Genomic DNA, 13,984 nt, shown 5'->3' on the forward strand with positions numbered 1-13,984 from the left:
TGCTCTGTTAATTAATTTATGGTCGTAAATGACAACAGACGTTAACCTATACTATCTAAAAAATCATAACGAACGGGATTGCCTTTGCATATAGAAAGACCACATTCGAGAAATGTACTGATTCCATTCGCAAGAATCAAGAGAAGAAATACACTTGCCAATAGATAACTTAAGCGTCCAGGCTGTGAGCTTTGCTCATGAAATCCACGTTCAAAAAGAAGAGCGATGGCCATTACCCCCATAATGATAACAAAACCGATGGCCGACCAAGTGTATAAATACAACCCCAAAATAGGCGTGCCATAACCGAGGTCGCCTGGAGTAGCGTGTAAAAGAATTTGTCGCAAGGCAATACCAAGACCTAACAATGACGTAAGAAGCATCAATCCGTAGTAGTTAATGCGAATGCCATTTAGCAAATTCATACAAAGACATAGTCCAACACCAATGAAACACAATCTTTGTAATAAACATAGAGGACAAGGTAAGGTATGCTCTACCAATTGTTGATAAAAGGCTAGGGCCAATACTACACAAATCAATACCAGGCCAGCAAAATTACCGAATTGATGAACTTTATTTTGTGTCATTATATTCTCACAAAGTGACTGTGGTAATTAAACATTAACATGGTTAGAAACAAACAAAACAAAAATTGCAAGGTTATAAAGCGATTCGGTTTAAATACGATTTGTAACCCTACAATGAAATAAAGAAAGAAAAGTAGCATCATCATTATTAAACTCCGGCTTATTGCTTATTTTATTAAATAAAATTCATCGATATAACGCACTAATGCATCCTGCTCTATAGGACATTGAGTTAAACCAATGTATTTATCTGGACGAATTAATAACGCAGTGGTCTCGTTAATTGCAAAGCGTTGATGTACTACTTGTCCGGGATCAAAAAAGACGGAGTTGGAGCTATGAATTTCAGCTTCATCTGCTAACACAAGATGCGTTTTTATGAGTGAAGCATACCGTTGGTTCATTACTGACGCTGTTTTTAAGGCTGCAGCAAGATGGATATTGTCTTTGCCAGTAAATAAAAATAGATGATGCATTGTACCGCGAATTATTTCATAAAATGATTGTCTCTCTTTCGTGTGTAAGTCGGTTAAGAAAAAATCAAGAGGAAATTCGCCTTCTTTAAATGCAGTTTTATTACCTAATTGTTTCACAATAGGACTTTGGGCATAAGAAATGGTTAGTTCGGCCATATCAGTCGTTAGGTATTTTTTGAACCAATTAAATGAAGTGACCAATTTGATTAGTTTATTACGCAGAAAAATTAATAAAGGATTTCTGAGCATAATCATGCGGGTGAGCATACCGGTTTTCTTTAAAATTTGCTCGCCAATGGGATGTCGTTCGCTATGGTAACTGTCTAATAGTTTTTCTCGTGCAAAGCCTTTTTGCACTAAGGCTAATTTCCAAACAAGATTATAAATATCTTGCATGCCGGTGTTAAGACCTTGTCCGCCAGCAGGACTATGCACATGGGCTGCGTCACCGGCAAAAAATACGCGTCCATAGCGATAGTTGTCAATTTGCTTATGAGCAATGCCGAATTGGGTAATCCATACAGCATCAGAAAAACTAACCTGATCTTTGCAGCGTCTCTTAAAGACGCGTTCAATATCCGTTAAAGTTGGGTCGGTATGAGATATTTTTTCTTCAGCAGTCATCACAAGACGATAGCGATTTCCTCCCATGGGAAAGCAAGCCATAGGGCCTTCCTGGCTAATAAACATGATTATTTTATTGTTCGGTAAATTCCAATCAAGTCTCAAGTCAGCAAGCCACCAGGTTTGTTTGTAACTATCACCACTAAATTCTGCTTTTACCTGTTCTCTTAAGGTGCTATGGGAGCCATCACAGGCAATAATCCAAGGGACTTGCACTGTTTCGCTATGGCCATCCTGATGTTTTAATAGGGCAGTGACACCATTAGCGTCTTGAGTAATTTCAGTGAGTTCAGTTTCCCATTCAACGACTAAACCTTTATTAGTCAACCCCTGATACAAAATACTTTCAGTTTGATTTTGTGGTAAAGCGATTAAAAAATGCCTGTTTGTGTCAAGCAAAGAAAAATCGACATCCGCCAATTGTTGATTTTTGAATCTAAAGAGTAGGCCATTAATTTTTTGACCTTGCGTTAATATTTCATCAATAAATCCACAATCTTCGAGTACATCAAGCGAGCGAATGTGGATAGCTAAAGCCTTGGATTTATCACTGATGGTGGATTTTTTATCGATAATGCGGCAATGGATGCCATGTCGAATTAATTCATTCGCACAAAATAGACCAACAGGTCCGGCGCCGACGACCAGTACCTCTAATTTCTTTTCTGTCATGTTGACTTCTCCCTCGTCTTGTATCGGTCCAGGCAATAAAAATGCCAAGATTAATCTTTTTTTTCTGACTAAGTTGCTATGTTAAAATTAAAAATAATACGAGGATTGGTTATATCCCAACTTACTTTTACGATGTTTTCGACATACTGATCATTAGTTGTTGCTTTAATTGCTTTACGCCAGAAATTTAACCCTCTTTCATTTTGGGGAATGACAGATACTTCCCAGTTACCAGGAAATTTTTCCCAAATTTGCTTTGCAACGGTTTGGCCAATTCCTCGTCGCTGAAATTTTGCGGTAATAAAAAATTCGCTCATATGCCAATCGACATCTGATGTTATTGCAATTTTATTGACAAGCACAAAGCCTGCTAATTCTTCATCAACACGGATGATAAAAGGGTAATGATTTTCATCTTCAAAGTATTTTTTAAAATCATAACTTTTATATAAACCTGTTTCAGGACATTTCCATCCTGGTAAAAAACCACAATAACGGGACATATCATAGACATAAAAGCACGCTAGATTTTGCAGAATCGGGTAGTCTTTACTATGTGCTTCAAGAAGAGCAATTGTTAAAGATTGCATAGCCTTTTTATGTATGGGTAATAAAATTTAAACAGCAATTATTAAACAATAATTGCTGTTTGCCATTGTTAAAAGTGAAGGAATGTGCCTGTGTTTTCTTCCTTCTCTTTGCTATTTTGCATAAACTTGATCTCTGACGATTTGGGTTGTGTTATTTTTACAGGGGCTTGTTGCGGTGCTTTAAATAAACGATACATACGCCCAATATCGGTGACTAATGATTCGTCATAGACTTTAGTGGGTTGGGGAGCAAATGTTTGTGCGATTAAGTTTGTGCCGTAATTGGCAACACAACCCACATCTTCAAAACATAGACACGAATTAATGTAACCAGTATTTGTTTCAAACTGTGTGGCCTGTAATTTACAACGAGTCTCCCAGGGTAACATTGACATATAGTCTTCCCAGGTATGGGTTTTAATTAACTGCACTGCTTCCATGCCTTCAACATGTTCGAGTTCAGATTTTAATTTCTGGCCTTCAGTGCTATCTATAGACAAATTGTAATCATTTTTCCCTTGTGGAAGATTAACATAGGCAGTGCAAAGACGGTCTTTAGGTTGGGGATCGGCATCGCGAGTAGTGATTAATGCGAGACTACCAAAGCCCTCGGGTTGTAAGCCATTCTCAAAAAATCGCTGAACAGGTGGATGCCCTTTTAATTTACAGATAGCAACCGGATAACGATAATAAGTTAAATTTTTTACGGCGAGCTCTTCGGTTGCACTCATGTCTAAACCTAATTTTGGCCAGTGGAGAGGAGACAATGCCAAAATGAGATAGCTTCCTTTGAGTGTTTTTTTCTGACCTTGATGTAAAAACTCGACAGATATGCCATTACTGCGATCAATTGATTGAACGTCTGCTTCGGTAAGAACTTCAAAATCAGCAGCGATGGCTTCCATTAGTCGTTGGATGCCTCCCTGGATGGCATAGAAAGGGCCTTGTCTTAAAAGTGTAGGGATTAATTGCATTCCGGGGATGGTTGTATGGCCCATGTATTCAAAGACTGCAAAAGTTGGACAAACCTGCATTGCGCCATAACCAAAACCAGTTACTAAAGGCCGTAATAAATCATTTAATTTAGTTAAGCCTTTCTGCTTGGCAAATTCGACAAAAGGGAGTTCAAAAGCTTTCGGAAGTGGCAAATTATTATCACGAGCATGCTTGTATTCAAGCAGGTATTTCTCATAAATGATTAATTCTTCAGCAAATGCAGCTGAAAATTTAATACGTCCTATTGTGTCTTTTTGCAAATATTGCTGCATGAAGCCCATAGACTGAATATCCGTCGGCAATACTGTTTCATAGGTGATTTTTTTTTCAAAAATAGCATCTAAAACAACGCCATAATTGTGGGCTATTAAGGCGGCACCATACTCTGTAACTAAACTCGGATTTTCGAGGTCAGTATAGCTATAACATTTACCTCCCACGCGATTATTTTTTTCTAAAAATACAATGTTTTTTTGGGGAACTCCTGACTTTACAAGAGCTCGGCCAGCAAAAAGTCCGGAAGGTCCTGCACCAATGATAATGAAGATATCTTTATCGGAGAATACTTTTTTACCAATCGGCATAAAACGTCCTTGTTTTTATTGAATTTGAATTAGCATAAAATGAAATAAGGAATAGTGCAATTTATTGAAAAATCAAAGGCCTGTTTGACGTTTAATGAGAAGCCCATTTGGTTTTATGCATGATGGAATAAACTTCATTGTCACCAATAATTAAATGATCCAGCAAGCGAACATCAATCAGCTCCAAGGCTTGACTTAAATGCTTGGTAACTGCGATATCATGGGGGCTCGCATCGGATAGTCCAGAAGGATGGTTATGCGCAAGAATAACGGCTGCAGCATTTAATTTAAATATCCGAGCGATGATTGGTCGTACATGAATATTGGCCATATTAATACTCCCACTAAATAATTCTTCATAGGCTAAAACGCGATGTTGATTATCCAAAAACAAAGCAGAAAAGGTTTCATTTTTCTTATCTCTTAGTTGGCGTTTCAGGTAATGATGCGTTTGTTGCGAATTGGTTAACTGAATATCTTTTTGTAAACTAATAAAATCACTGCGACGACAAATTTCTTGCATTGCTTGTAGCTGGGTAAAACGTACTATCCCTAAACCCGGTATCTGATTAAACGCTTGTAAATCGGCATTTAAGATTGCGCGCAAATCACCGAAGTGATTAATTAAATCAAAAGCAAGCTGCATACAAGTTCTCTTTTTATTGCCACTGCTAATAAAAACAGCCAGTAATTCGGCATCTGATAAACTGTTTGCGCCTTTAAATAATAGCTTCTCACGCACCTGTAATGGAGGTGGCAAGACTCGTGATTTAGTCATCGTTATTCCTTTATTGCGAGGTTTATGCTTTGATCGCAGGTATTCTTATTAAAAATGATAAACCATGCAAGATTTTGCTAATAAAAAAATTGTACTCGGCATTTGCGGCGGTGTTGCCGCTTATAAAGCAGCTTATTTGGTTCGGGAGCTAACATGTTTAGGGGCTGACGTGCGTGTGGTCATGACTGCTGCTGCGCGGCAATTTATTTCGCCACTAACACTGCAAGCTGTAAGCGGCCATGAAGTGCATGTTGATTTATTTGATCTCCAAGCCGAACGAGCCATGGGACATATTGAGTTAGCGCGTTGGGCTGACTATTTAGTTATCGTACCGGCTTCAGCCAATTTTTTGGCAAAAATGGCCAATGGAATTGCCGATGATTTACTCAGTACCGTCTGTTTAGTTGCAGAAACTCCCACCATTGTTTGTCCTGCAATGAATCGCTCCATGTGGATGCATCCTGCGACACAAAAAAACTGTGAAACATTAAAGGAACGAGGAATAATTTTTGTAGGACCGGAAGAAGGTTCTCAAGCCTGTGGTGAAGAAGGATTCGGACGCTTAAGTAGGCCGGAAGCAATTATCAATGCGTTAAGATTTCATGAGGTTCATCAGCTATTAGCCGAACAACGTATTTTAATTACGGCGGGTCCAACCCGTGAAGCCATTGATCCAGTTCGTTATGTTAGTAATCTCAGTTCGGGAAAAATGGGCTATGCTTTGGCTGAGGCGGCCAGTTTAGCGGGGGCTCATGTGACCTTGGTTAGCGGTCCTACTTGTCTTACTCCTCCTGCTGGTATTGAGGTTCATTACGTCGATTCTGCAAAGGCAATGCATGAGTCAGTCATGGCTCATTTCCAGGAAGGGATGATTTTTATTGGTACGGCTGCTGTGGCCGACTATACGGTTGAGTCGCCGGCTAAGGAAAAAATCAAAAAGAAGACACAAAATGAATTAACACTGAAGTTAACCAGTAATCCAGATATTCTTGCAAGCGTCGCTCAAAGTGGTAAAGCTTCATTTGTGATTGGTTTTGCAGCGGAAACAACACAAGTTTTGCAACATGCCCAAAGTAAATTAAAGGCAAAAAAACTCGATATGATTATTGCAAATCAAGTAGGGCATGGTCTGGGTTTTGAGAATGATTGTAATCAAGTGACTATACTGACAAAAAATGAACAATGGGAACTTCCCTTAACGCACAAAGCACGACTTGCAGGAAGAATTATTGCAATCCTTGCAGCAACTATTCACAATGGCGCATCGTCTTAATAGAGGAATAATATGAAACAGGCTATTCAATTAAAAATTTTAGACCCACGGATTGGCAAGACAATCGAATTACCTCATTACGCCACGCCTGGATCTGCGGGGCTGGATTTACGTGTCTGTATTGATGAGCCTATGCAAATTGCCCCACAAGAGACAGTATTATTACCGACTGGAATAGCCATCTACATTGCCGATTCCAATTTAGCTGCTGTAATTTTACCACGCTCAGGTTTAGGCCATAAACATGGTATTGTTTTGGGTAATTTAGTAGGCCTTATTGATTCTGATTACCAGGGGGAATTAAAAATTTCGTGTTGGAATCGCGGTCAAGAACATTTTACAGTGCATCCTGGCGAGCGTATTGCTCAATTGGTTTTTCTCCCTATTGTTCATTCTCAGTTTGAAATAGTAGACGCGTTTATAGAAACCAGTCGCGGCGAAGATGGGTTTGGTAGTTCAGGGAGAGTCTAGTGGTTTACCAACAAAAACAGATCGACCGTTCAGTTTTCAGAGCCTACGATATTCGCGGTATTATCGGTGAGCAGCTAGATGAGGATGCTTTTTATAGCATAGGATTGGCTATTAGCTGGCGCTTGCACGAGTTAAATCGGAACAAAATTTTTGTCGCGCGTGATGGTCGTTTGACAAGTGAACGTTTAGTGAAGGCGCTGCAGCAGGGCTTAATGGACAGTGGTATCACTGTTCTTGATTTGGGGATGGTTGCTACACCTGTGATGTATTATGCAACCCATACTCATGATACGGATAGTGGTTTGATGGTCACAGGCAGCCACAATCCTGCCAATTACAACGGTATTAAGATTGTTCTCGCAGGGAAAACTCTGGTTCAGGCGGATATTGATAATCTCTTTGAACTAGTTAGAGCGGCCAAAAGAAAACAAGGAAGTGGTGATTATTTGAAAGTAGACATCATTCCTGATTATCTGCAGCGTATCGTTGGTGATGTTAAATTACAGCTCCCGTTAAAAGTCGTTGTTGATTGCGGTAATGGAATTGGTGGCCCCGTAATCCCGAATATCATCACGGCCTTAGGTTGTGAAGTCATTTCGCTTTATTGTGACGTTGATGGGCATTTTCCTAATCATCATCCTGATCCGAGTGTAGAAACAAATCTTAAGGATTTAAAAGAAGCCGTCATTCGTCATCAAGCCGATATTGGTTTAGCTTTTGATGGTGATGCTGACCGACTTGGTGTGGTTACAAATCAGGGCGAAGTGATTTGGCCTGATCGATTATTGATGCTTTATGCTCGCCATCTTCTAGAAAAAAAGAAAGGTGCAACGATTGTTTATGATGTGAAATGCTCCAGTCATTTGCGTGAATTAATTGAAAAGGCAGGAGGGATTGCCAAAATGTGCCCTACAGGCCATTCGATTGTTAAAGCGGTGATGCGAGAAGAAGATGCGGCGCTTGCAGGTGAGATGAGTGGGCATCTCTTTTTTAAAGATCGCTGGTATGGCTTTGATGATGCTCTTTATAGTGCATGTCGCTTATTGGAAATTCTAAGTTCAAGCTCACAAACCGTCAGTGAACAATTTGCTGCAATTCCCAATAGTGTTAATACGCCTGAAATTAAAATTCCTATCGCGGAAGAGCAGAAATTTAGTTTTATGCAGCGTTTTTGCGAACAAGCGCAGTTTCCCGAAGCCACAATAATCACTATTGATGGTTTACGTGTTGAATTCCCCTTCGGCTGGGGACTCTTGCGCGCATCGAATACGACACCTTGCCTGGTGGCTCGGTTTGAAGCTCAAAATGAAACGGGTCTTAAGCATATTCAAGCCTTATTCAGGGCGCAGTTGCATGATATGAATAAAGATTTAATCCTCTCTTTTTAAGTTCAGATTTCATACCGCGACTTCGCTCGCGGTATGACTCTTATAAGCCTCTGCACAGGACAAGAAAAATTCCTCCTGTTTGCGCGGACATAACAGCGTTTCATGTATAGAGTTCGGCATTTAGAAAGGGTTCCTGCTTTTGCTTTTTTGGCGGACTCAACGTGCGCAGAGTTTTACTAAATTTAATATTTTCTTAATCTTTGAAAGGTATTTTATGAGAAATGGCTTTGAGCCCAATTTAATTGGTTTTCTAGACCTTCACTGTTTCTAGATATTTCTTCTATTGCCAAATGATTTTAAATTAAACAAAAAGATATAAAAATACGTGTTTTGTTAATATTTTGTTAATTTTAGCGCTTTAAAATTTTGTTCATAGTTAATCAGTAATTCAAGAGCTAGAGATGGGTAAAGTAATTCTTGTTCATGCTAATTGTCATAATCCTACAGCAAAAGGTGATTTTGCTTTCGCTGGAAACATAGCTAAAGATCTTCAGCGAGAGATTGAAACGAAGAGCCTGGGTATTGATGTGGTGTTAGTAAGCCCCCTCCTTGATATTGGACGATTTAAAAGTCTTTATGGTGACCCCGTGGATGGTCGCGTGAGTATCGAAGAGACAAGTGTTGGACTTGCTGCCCTTGAACAATTTGATGCAGTGGACAATCAGGTTGTAGCTTTTATTGATGCCAATCGGTGTAAACACACTGCGGCGGAAATCATCAAGCGCGTGATTTCTCCTGAAACTAAATTTTTATTTGTGGGAAATGTTAACCAACATGCCTATTCAAGTTTCTCTATACAGACCTACTACAAAGTAAAGGTAAAATCGGAACAACCAAACCTCTACGATTATTTTAATGATGACGATATGTTTTTAGGTAGTGCTGGTTTGGGCTCTGACAGATTAGGGTTACCTTCGATTACTAAAGCAGAAGATTTACCTACCTTAAACAGGAATCAAACTGCTCTTTTACCTACAGGTGAATATGGATTTATGTACCTCGCGCTGGTTGATTCTAGTAAAGATTACAAATTGATAGCCCAATATATTAAGTTATCTAACCTTGATAAATATGTGCTCGTCGGAGAGTTCACGAATAAGCAAATGCAAATCCAAGGTGCTTATAATGCGGATAATACCTTAGTAAGTCCGAAAAAAACTTTACCACAAATTGAATACCATCAATCATTACCCAATACTGTAATGCGCAAGATGGTAGCAGATTCCACGGGCGCTTTAGTTTTATCAACTGGTGTCACCAGTACTCTTGAGGCGATGCAAGATAAAAAATTGACTTATTACCAAGATCTTGAAGGTACAAATGCCGAGTTTGTAGCCGCTTATTTACATGCTGTGAAGTCAATTGCAGCAAGTGATAGCTCCTTAATAGGCTGTCTACCGCAAATGTTAATGGAGCTTTCTAATTTGCTTTTCGCTGCTAAGCCTCTAAGCAAAACTGATATGGAACAAACACAAAGCCTATTGGCAATATCTGTGTTAAGTTCAAAAATGATTGCGGTAAATCAGACTATTATTGAGCAGGCAAATGGCAAAATTGCCCCAAGGCTTCTAGGATTTATTAATGGTGGACGAAGCACCAATGATCTAATCCAGGTTAACTCAGTTTGTGCTTCTTTACGTAAATCAGGAGAATTGACAAACCCGGTTTATGATCAGGCATTAAGACGAGCTGCCTCCTGGGGACGTTTATTTGAACTTAAAGTTCTTATTAAGTTCATAAAGAAATCAAACGCTAGTCTAATTGATCGTCAAGATGCAGCTGTTAACCGAACAGCTTTACATTGGGCTGTTGAAAGCAGTTTAGACTGTGCAAAAGTTTTGATAGATGCAGGTGCTTCCTTAAATATTCAAGATAAAGATGGCAATACACCTTTGCATAAAGCGGTAAGCAAAGGCGATAAGCAAATGACTCGACTTCTAATTCTTGCAGGGCCCGGACTGATATTAAGAATAATAATCAGCAAACGGCAGCAGCAACAGCGAATTCAGATCTAGCGATGTACATTGGAGATTGCACTGCAGAGTATGAAAAACAATTGCAGGTATAAAAAGCTTTAGTCAGAGCTTTTGTAAAACAAAAAGCTCTTCCGCTAAAACTTGCTGATTTTGATGTCTGGCTATAACTTGTTCCTGGTGAATAATAGTTAAAGAATATTTATTTGCCAGTGCTTTAATGTAATCGGATTTATGGCAAAAACGTGCACTGGGTTGCAATTGCCATGGTTTATCGTTACTTATTTCCACACTACCAATGAAATAGCCTTGAAGGGTAAGCGATTTTGCTATTGCTGCAAAAAGGCTATCTAATTCTCCAAAATAGGGGAGCACATCAGCGGCAACAATTAATTGATAAGATTGTTCATTTTGTTGCAGGAAGCTGAGTGCTTCCGCCTCAATGAGCTTATCATAAATGCCTTTAGATTTTGCTTGCGCTAACATCTTGGCGGATAAATCAACTCCCGTTAAGCGGACACTAATTTCTCTTAAAACAACACCGCTTAAGCCCGTCCCACAACCTAAATCGAGTGTATTTTCAACATGGTGGATATTTAATTGATGTAGAATGCGGCCTACATGGTGTGGCAGGGCATAAGCGAGAGGGCCTGTCATGTGTTGATCATAATAAAGCGCATAATTATTAAATAAATTGGTGGCATACTCAGGAGATGCTTTGGGATTTAATTCATCATTACTTAAAGCATGGAGCATGTGTTGGCTTGCTGAGTCATGAGGATTGGCCGCTACGGCAAGCTTAAGTAAAGTACGGGCTTTCTCTTTGTCTTCAAGGCGCATGTAGATGGCTGCTAAATTGTTAAGCGCGGCAAAATGCGTGGGTTCTTCGTGTAAAATATCTTCAAAATGAGTAATTGCCTCACTTAAATGCCCCAGTGCCATCTGCGCAACACCGGAGTTATAAAGGTACTCTTTATTTTTGGAGTCTTGCTTTAGCAAAACATCATAATGCATTAAAGCATTCTCAAAACGATCGTGGTGCATAAACGTCGCAGCCAAATTATTGCGTGCATCAATATGATTATTATCAATGGCCAATGCTTTAGTGAAGTAATCAACCGCAAGTTGCCCTTGTTCCCGTTTCAAAGCAATGACGCCTAAATTCGTGAGTGCTTCCACATGATGGGAATCGTGTTGCAACACATTTTGAAACGCCTGCTCTGCTTCGTTTAATAAATTGGCTTCCAGATTTAATACGCCTAAGTAAAAATTGGCCTCCAGATGATCATGATGGAGAGCCAGCACATTTTTAAATTGAATCTTTGCTGCGGCCAATTCGTTATGTTTAAGCAGTAACAATCCTAAATTAAAATGAGCTGCCGCAAAATCGGGTTCTGCATGCACGGCTAAACGATAATGGTGTAAAGCTTTAAGGTAATCATTTTGGGTGGCATAAATCGTTGCTAAATTATGATGAGCTTGCGCATAATCGGGAACCAAGTCGATAGCACGTTGGTAATGCTCAATTGCTTTATCTAATTGTTGGGTTTTTTTATAGGCATTGCCTAAATTATTATGCAAGCTGGCATTTTTCGGTTCTAATTCCAAAGCTTGATATAAAAAATCCAGTGCTTTCTCTATTTTTCCAAGTTGCGCATAAGCAAGGCCAAGAAAATGTAGTGTTTGGCTATGCTTAGAGTCAAGCTTTAATATCTTTTCATAGAGTTTGATGGCTTGCGGTAATTCATTTTGCCGTTGCAATAAATAGGCTTCGGCAAATAAAGTATCGCATTCTGAATCAGTTGGAATCATGGACTTTTTACCATACGCACGTGTGGAATCCCGTCCATATCGAAAGGTTCTCCTTCGGCGATGAATCCATAAGTGCCATAGAAATTTCGCAAGTAATTCTGCGCGATGATGATAATGGGTTGGCTTGGGTGATGCGTTTTTAAATAACTCAAAATCGAGTCCATTAATTGCTTACCAAGTCCTAGTCCGCGGTGAGATGCTGCAGTCACTAAACGACCAAAACTCATGCCCTCATCACCATAAGATAAAATGCGTGCATAAGCGATTAATTTTCCATTCTCATACATCAAAAGGTGTTGAGCATCTTGATCTTTATAATCCAAGTCCTGATAAAAACAGGTTTGCTCGACAATAAAGATTTCACTACGTAAAGCCAGGATGTCATAAAGGTCTTGTTTGCTCAATTCATCATAAGAGCGAATAATCAGGTTAATCATAGGCTTGTTTTTCAAAAAGTTGATGGCGCAGTTGATTTAATGCTTGCGCGCGATGACTAATTGTATTTTTAATCTTAGCAGGTAATTGTGCTGCTGTGCACTGGAGTTCATCAATAAAAAATACGGGATCATAACCAAATCCTCCATCACCTGCTTTTACTAAAGTAATTTTGCCAGAAAATTTACCTGTTGCCAGAAGAGGGGTGGGATCATTAGGATAAGCCACCACTGCAATGGCGCAATAAAAATAGGCGTGGCGTTGTTCTACAGGTGTCTGGGAAAGCTTTGCTAACAATAAATCAATATTTTCTGAATCTGTCGCTTTAGGTCCTGCGTAACGTGCGGAATAAATTCCAGGCTCACCACTTAAAGCTTCAACAACCAGACCGGAGTCGTCGGCTAAGGCCGCCTTTTGGCTTAAATGGCTTGCATGACGGGCTTTAATAAGGGCATTTTCAATAAAACTCAATCCCGTTTCTTCCGGGGATTCTATACCCAAGGCGGCTTGTGAAATACAGGCAATGGGTGAAAGGATAGCTGTTAATTCAGCAATTTTTCCTTGATTGGATGTGGCTAAAATAATTTCCTTCATAACATTTAATAAAAAAGAATGGGATGGATGTTTATACCAGATAGCAGGGTTTCATGTCATTGCCTGCGAAATTAATTATTTTTTGAAAGGATTCCAGCATTTGCAAGAGCTCCTTTCCTGAGTTCACAAAAACAGATGTAGATAAGATAAACGCATTAAATTAAGACACAAGTAGGCCAACAACTATTTAATTCTTCTGACTTCTTTTTAAATTGAAATGAAGTGGTCGCGAGCCCTTCACTTTTTGCGACTAGCGTTTCAATTTTTTCTCCGCGAAGAATGATTTTATCAAGATTATCAAGCATGATTTTATGCGTTTCATTAAGTTCACGTTTTAAATCTTCAACCTTATAATCTTTGGTATATTTTTCTATGTCTTGGGCAATGATATTCATTGGTATGCCTGCACGCAGCAAGTACCAACTTAAATAATTCATTTGTTTTTCATCTAATTGGGTATCAGTCACCACAACACAATACTCAGAACTTATTCGTTTAATATAAAAATAATACCCTTCCTTCTGTCGCCCCTGCGTTTCGTTGGGTTGCAACTGATCACAAAAAGCAATGATTTCTTTTTTATGTTTATCGACGATTTTCTGAGCAAAAAAACTGGTGATATTACTACCAGGAATTAACCATTGAAACGACGTGGCAGTGTCATCCAGACGTATTCCTAAAGCATAACATTTCATTTACTTCTCCTTGTAAAAAAACATTGCAACTTT

At 39.2% G+C, this 13,984-nt stretch carries 14 protein-coding genes; 4 read left to right on the forward strand and 10 right to left on the reverse strand.

The features are described from left to right. Nucleotides 1-41 precede the first annotated feature (41 nt). The 6 genes from PXX05_RS00760 to radC form a co-directional block, all read right to left on the reverse strand. The gene (locus PXX05_RS00760; RefSeq protein WP_275089149.1) at nucleotides 42-590 is read right to left on the reverse strand and encodes a disulfide bond formation protein B; all 549 of its coding nucleotides are present in this window, start codon (nucleotides 588-590) and stop codon (nucleotides 42-44) included. Then, a complete protein-coding gene (locus PXX05_RS15115) occupies nucleotides 590-736 on the reverse strand; it encodes a DUF5993 family protein (RefSeq protein WP_420844600.1) in 147 nt (48 codons plus the stop codon). The genes PXX05_RS00760 and PXX05_RS15115 overlap by 1 nt, the downstream gene beginning before the upstream one ends. 21 nt (nucleotides 737-757) lie before the next feature. Further along, nucleotides 758-2,362 (reverse strand): FAD-dependent monooxygenase, encoded by a 1,605-nt coding sequence (locus tag PXX05_RS00765; protein ID WP_275089150.1) that lies wholly within the window; start codon nucleotides 2,360-2,362, stop codon nucleotides 758-760. A gap of 68 nt (nucleotides 2,363-2,430) precedes the next feature. Then, a complete protein-coding gene (locus PXX05_RS00770) occupies nucleotides 2,431-2,952 on the reverse strand; it encodes a GNAT family N-acetyltransferase (protein WP_275089151.1) in 522 nt (173 codons plus the stop codon). 68 nt (nucleotides 2,953-3,020) lie between these two features. Then, a complete protein-coding gene (locus PXX05_RS00775; RefSeq protein WP_275089152.1) occupies nucleotides 3,021-4,532 on the reverse strand; it encodes an NAD(P)-binding protein in 1,512 nt (503 codons plus the stop codon). A 91-nt stretch (nucleotides 4,533-4,623) separates the two neighbouring features. Beyond that, the gene (radC, locus tag PXX05_RS00780) at nucleotides 4,624-5,310 is read right to left on the reverse strand and encodes a RadC family protein (protein ID WP_275089153.1); all 687 of its coding nucleotides are present in this window, start codon (nucleotides 5,308-5,310) and stop codon (nucleotides 4,624-4,626) included. Between the two features lie 64 nt (nucleotides 5,311-5,374). Here radC and coaBC point away from each other — a divergent pair, with 64 nt between their 5' ends. From coaBC to ankY, 4 genes are all read left to right on the forward strand, one after another. Continuing rightward, complete coding sequence (coaBC, locus tag PXX05_RS00785; RefSeq protein ID WP_275089154.1) at nucleotides 5,375-6,583, forward strand: bifunctional phosphopantothenoylcysteine decarboxylase/phosphopantothenate--cysteine ligase CoaBC; 1,209 nt, start codon at nucleotides 5,375-5,377, stop codon at nucleotides 6,581-6,583. Between the two features lie 12 nt (nucleotides 6,584-6,595). After that, nucleotides 6,596-7,054: a dUTP diphosphatase gene (dut, locus tag PXX05_RS00790; RefSeq protein ID WP_275089155.1), complete on the forward strand. Its 459-nt coding sequence runs from the start codon at nucleotides 6,596-6,598 to the stop codon at nucleotides 7,052-7,054. Continuing rightward, nucleotides 7,054-8,442, forward strand: coding sequence for a phosphomannomutase/phosphoglucomutase (locus tag PXX05_RS00795; RefSeq protein ID WP_275089156.1), 1,389 nt, complete (start codon nucleotides 7,054-7,056; stop codon nucleotides 8,440-8,442). Before dut ends, PXX05_RS00795 begins: the two co-directional genes overlap by 1 nt. 401 nt (nucleotides 8,443-8,843) lie before the next feature. After that, a complete protein-coding gene (gene ankY, locus PXX05_RS00800) occupies nucleotides 8,844-10,457 on the forward strand; it encodes a Dot/Icm T4SS effector AnkY/LegA9 (RefSeq protein ID WP_275089157.1) in 1,614 nt (537 codons plus the stop codon). Nucleotides 10,458-10,520: 63 nt separating this feature from the next. Here the strand turns inward: ankY and PXX05_RS00805 are convergent, their stop codons facing one another. The 4 genes from PXX05_RS00805 to PXX05_RS00820 form a co-directional block, all read right to left on the reverse strand. Next, the gene (locus PXX05_RS00805; RefSeq protein WP_275089158.1) at nucleotides 10,521-12,227 is read right to left on the reverse strand and encodes a tetratricopeptide repeat protein; all 1,707 of its coding nucleotides are present in this window, start codon (nucleotides 12,225-12,227) and stop codon (nucleotides 10,521-10,523) included. After that, nucleotides 12,224-12,664 carry a GNAT family N-acetyltransferase gene (locus PXX05_RS00810; RefSeq protein ID WP_275089159.1) on the reverse strand — a complete coding sequence of 147 codons (441 nt, stop codon included), beginning with the start codon at nucleotides 12,662-12,664 and terminating at the stop codon, nucleotides 12,224-12,226. The genes PXX05_RS00805 and PXX05_RS00810 overlap by 4 nt, the downstream gene beginning before the upstream one ends. Next, nucleotides 12,657-13,256, reverse strand: a complete 600-nt coding sequence (gene rdgB / locus PXX05_RS00815) for an RdgB/HAM1 family non-canonical purine NTP pyrophosphatase (protein WP_275089160.1) — start codon at nucleotides 13,254-13,256, stop codon at nucleotides 12,657-12,659. The genes PXX05_RS00810 and rdgB overlap by 8 nt, the downstream gene beginning before the upstream one ends. Before the next feature lie 155 nt (nucleotides 13,257-13,411). Then, on the reverse strand, nucleotides 13,412-13,951 hold the full coding sequence (locus tag PXX05_RS00820; RefSeq protein ID WP_275089161.1) for a hypothetical protein: 540 nt from the start codon (nucleotides 13,949-13,951) through the stop codon (nucleotides 13,412-13,414). Between the last annotated feature and the right edge of the window lie 33 nt (nucleotides 13,952-13,984).

Origin of the sequence: Legionella cardiaca (assembly GCF_029026145.1) — a bacterium.
GTDB classification, from domain to species: Bacteria; Pseudomonadota; Gammaproteobacteria; order Legionellales; family Legionellaceae; genus Tatlockia; species Tatlockia cardiaca.

Excerpts from the sequence above, each read along its gene's own strand:
- PXX05_RS00805 (WP_275089158.1), bottom strand. The coding sequence starts at position 12,227 with ATGATTCCAACTGATTCAGAATGCGATACTTTATTTGCCGAAGCCTAT.
- dut (WP_275089155.1), top strand. The coding sequence starts at position 6,596 with ATGAAACAGGCTATTCAATTAAAAATTTTAGACCCACGGATTGGCAAG.
- radC (WP_275089153.1), bottom strand. The coding sequence starts at position 5,310 with ATGACTAAATCACGAGTCTTGCCACCTCCATTACAGGTGCGTGAGAAG.
- PXX05_RS15115 (WP_420844600.1), bottom strand. The coding sequence starts at position 736 with ATGATGATGCTACTTTTCTTTCTTTATTTCATTGTAGGGTTACAAATC.
- PXX05_RS00765 (WP_275089150.1), bottom strand. The coding sequence starts at position 2,362 with ATGACAGAAAAGAAATTAGAGGTACTGGTCGTCGGCGCCGGACCTGTT.
- PXX05_RS00820 (WP_275089161.1), bottom strand. The coding sequence starts at position 13,951 with ATGAAATGTTATGCTTTAGGAATACGTCTGGATGACACTGCCACGTCG.
- PXX05_RS00760 (WP_275089149.1), bottom strand. The coding sequence starts at position 590 with ATGACACAAAATAAAGTTCATCAATTCGGTAATTTTGCTGGCCTGGTA.
- PXX05_RS00770 (WP_275089151.1), bottom strand. The coding sequence starts at position 2,952 with ATGCAATCTTTAACAATTGCTCTTCTTGAAGCACATAGTAAAGACTAC.
- PXX05_RS00775 (WP_275089152.1), bottom strand. The coding sequence starts at position 4,532 with ATGCCGATTGGTAAAAAAGTATTCTCCGATAAAGATATCTTCATTATC.
- rdgB (WP_275089160.1), bottom strand. The coding sequence starts at position 13,256 with ATGAAGGAAATTATTTTAGCCACATCCAATCAAGGAAAAATTGCTGAA.
- coaBC (WP_275089154.1), top strand. The coding sequence starts at position 5,375 with ATGCAAGATTTTGCTAATAAAAAAATTGTACTCGGCATTTGCGGCGGT.
- PXX05_RS00810 (WP_275089159.1), bottom strand. The coding sequence starts at position 12,664 with ATGATTAACCTGATTATTCGCTCTTATGATGAATTGAGCAAACAAGAC.
- ankY (WP_275089157.1), top strand. The coding sequence starts at position 8,844 with ATGGGTAAAGTAATTCTTGTTCATGCTAATTGTCATAATCCTACAGCA.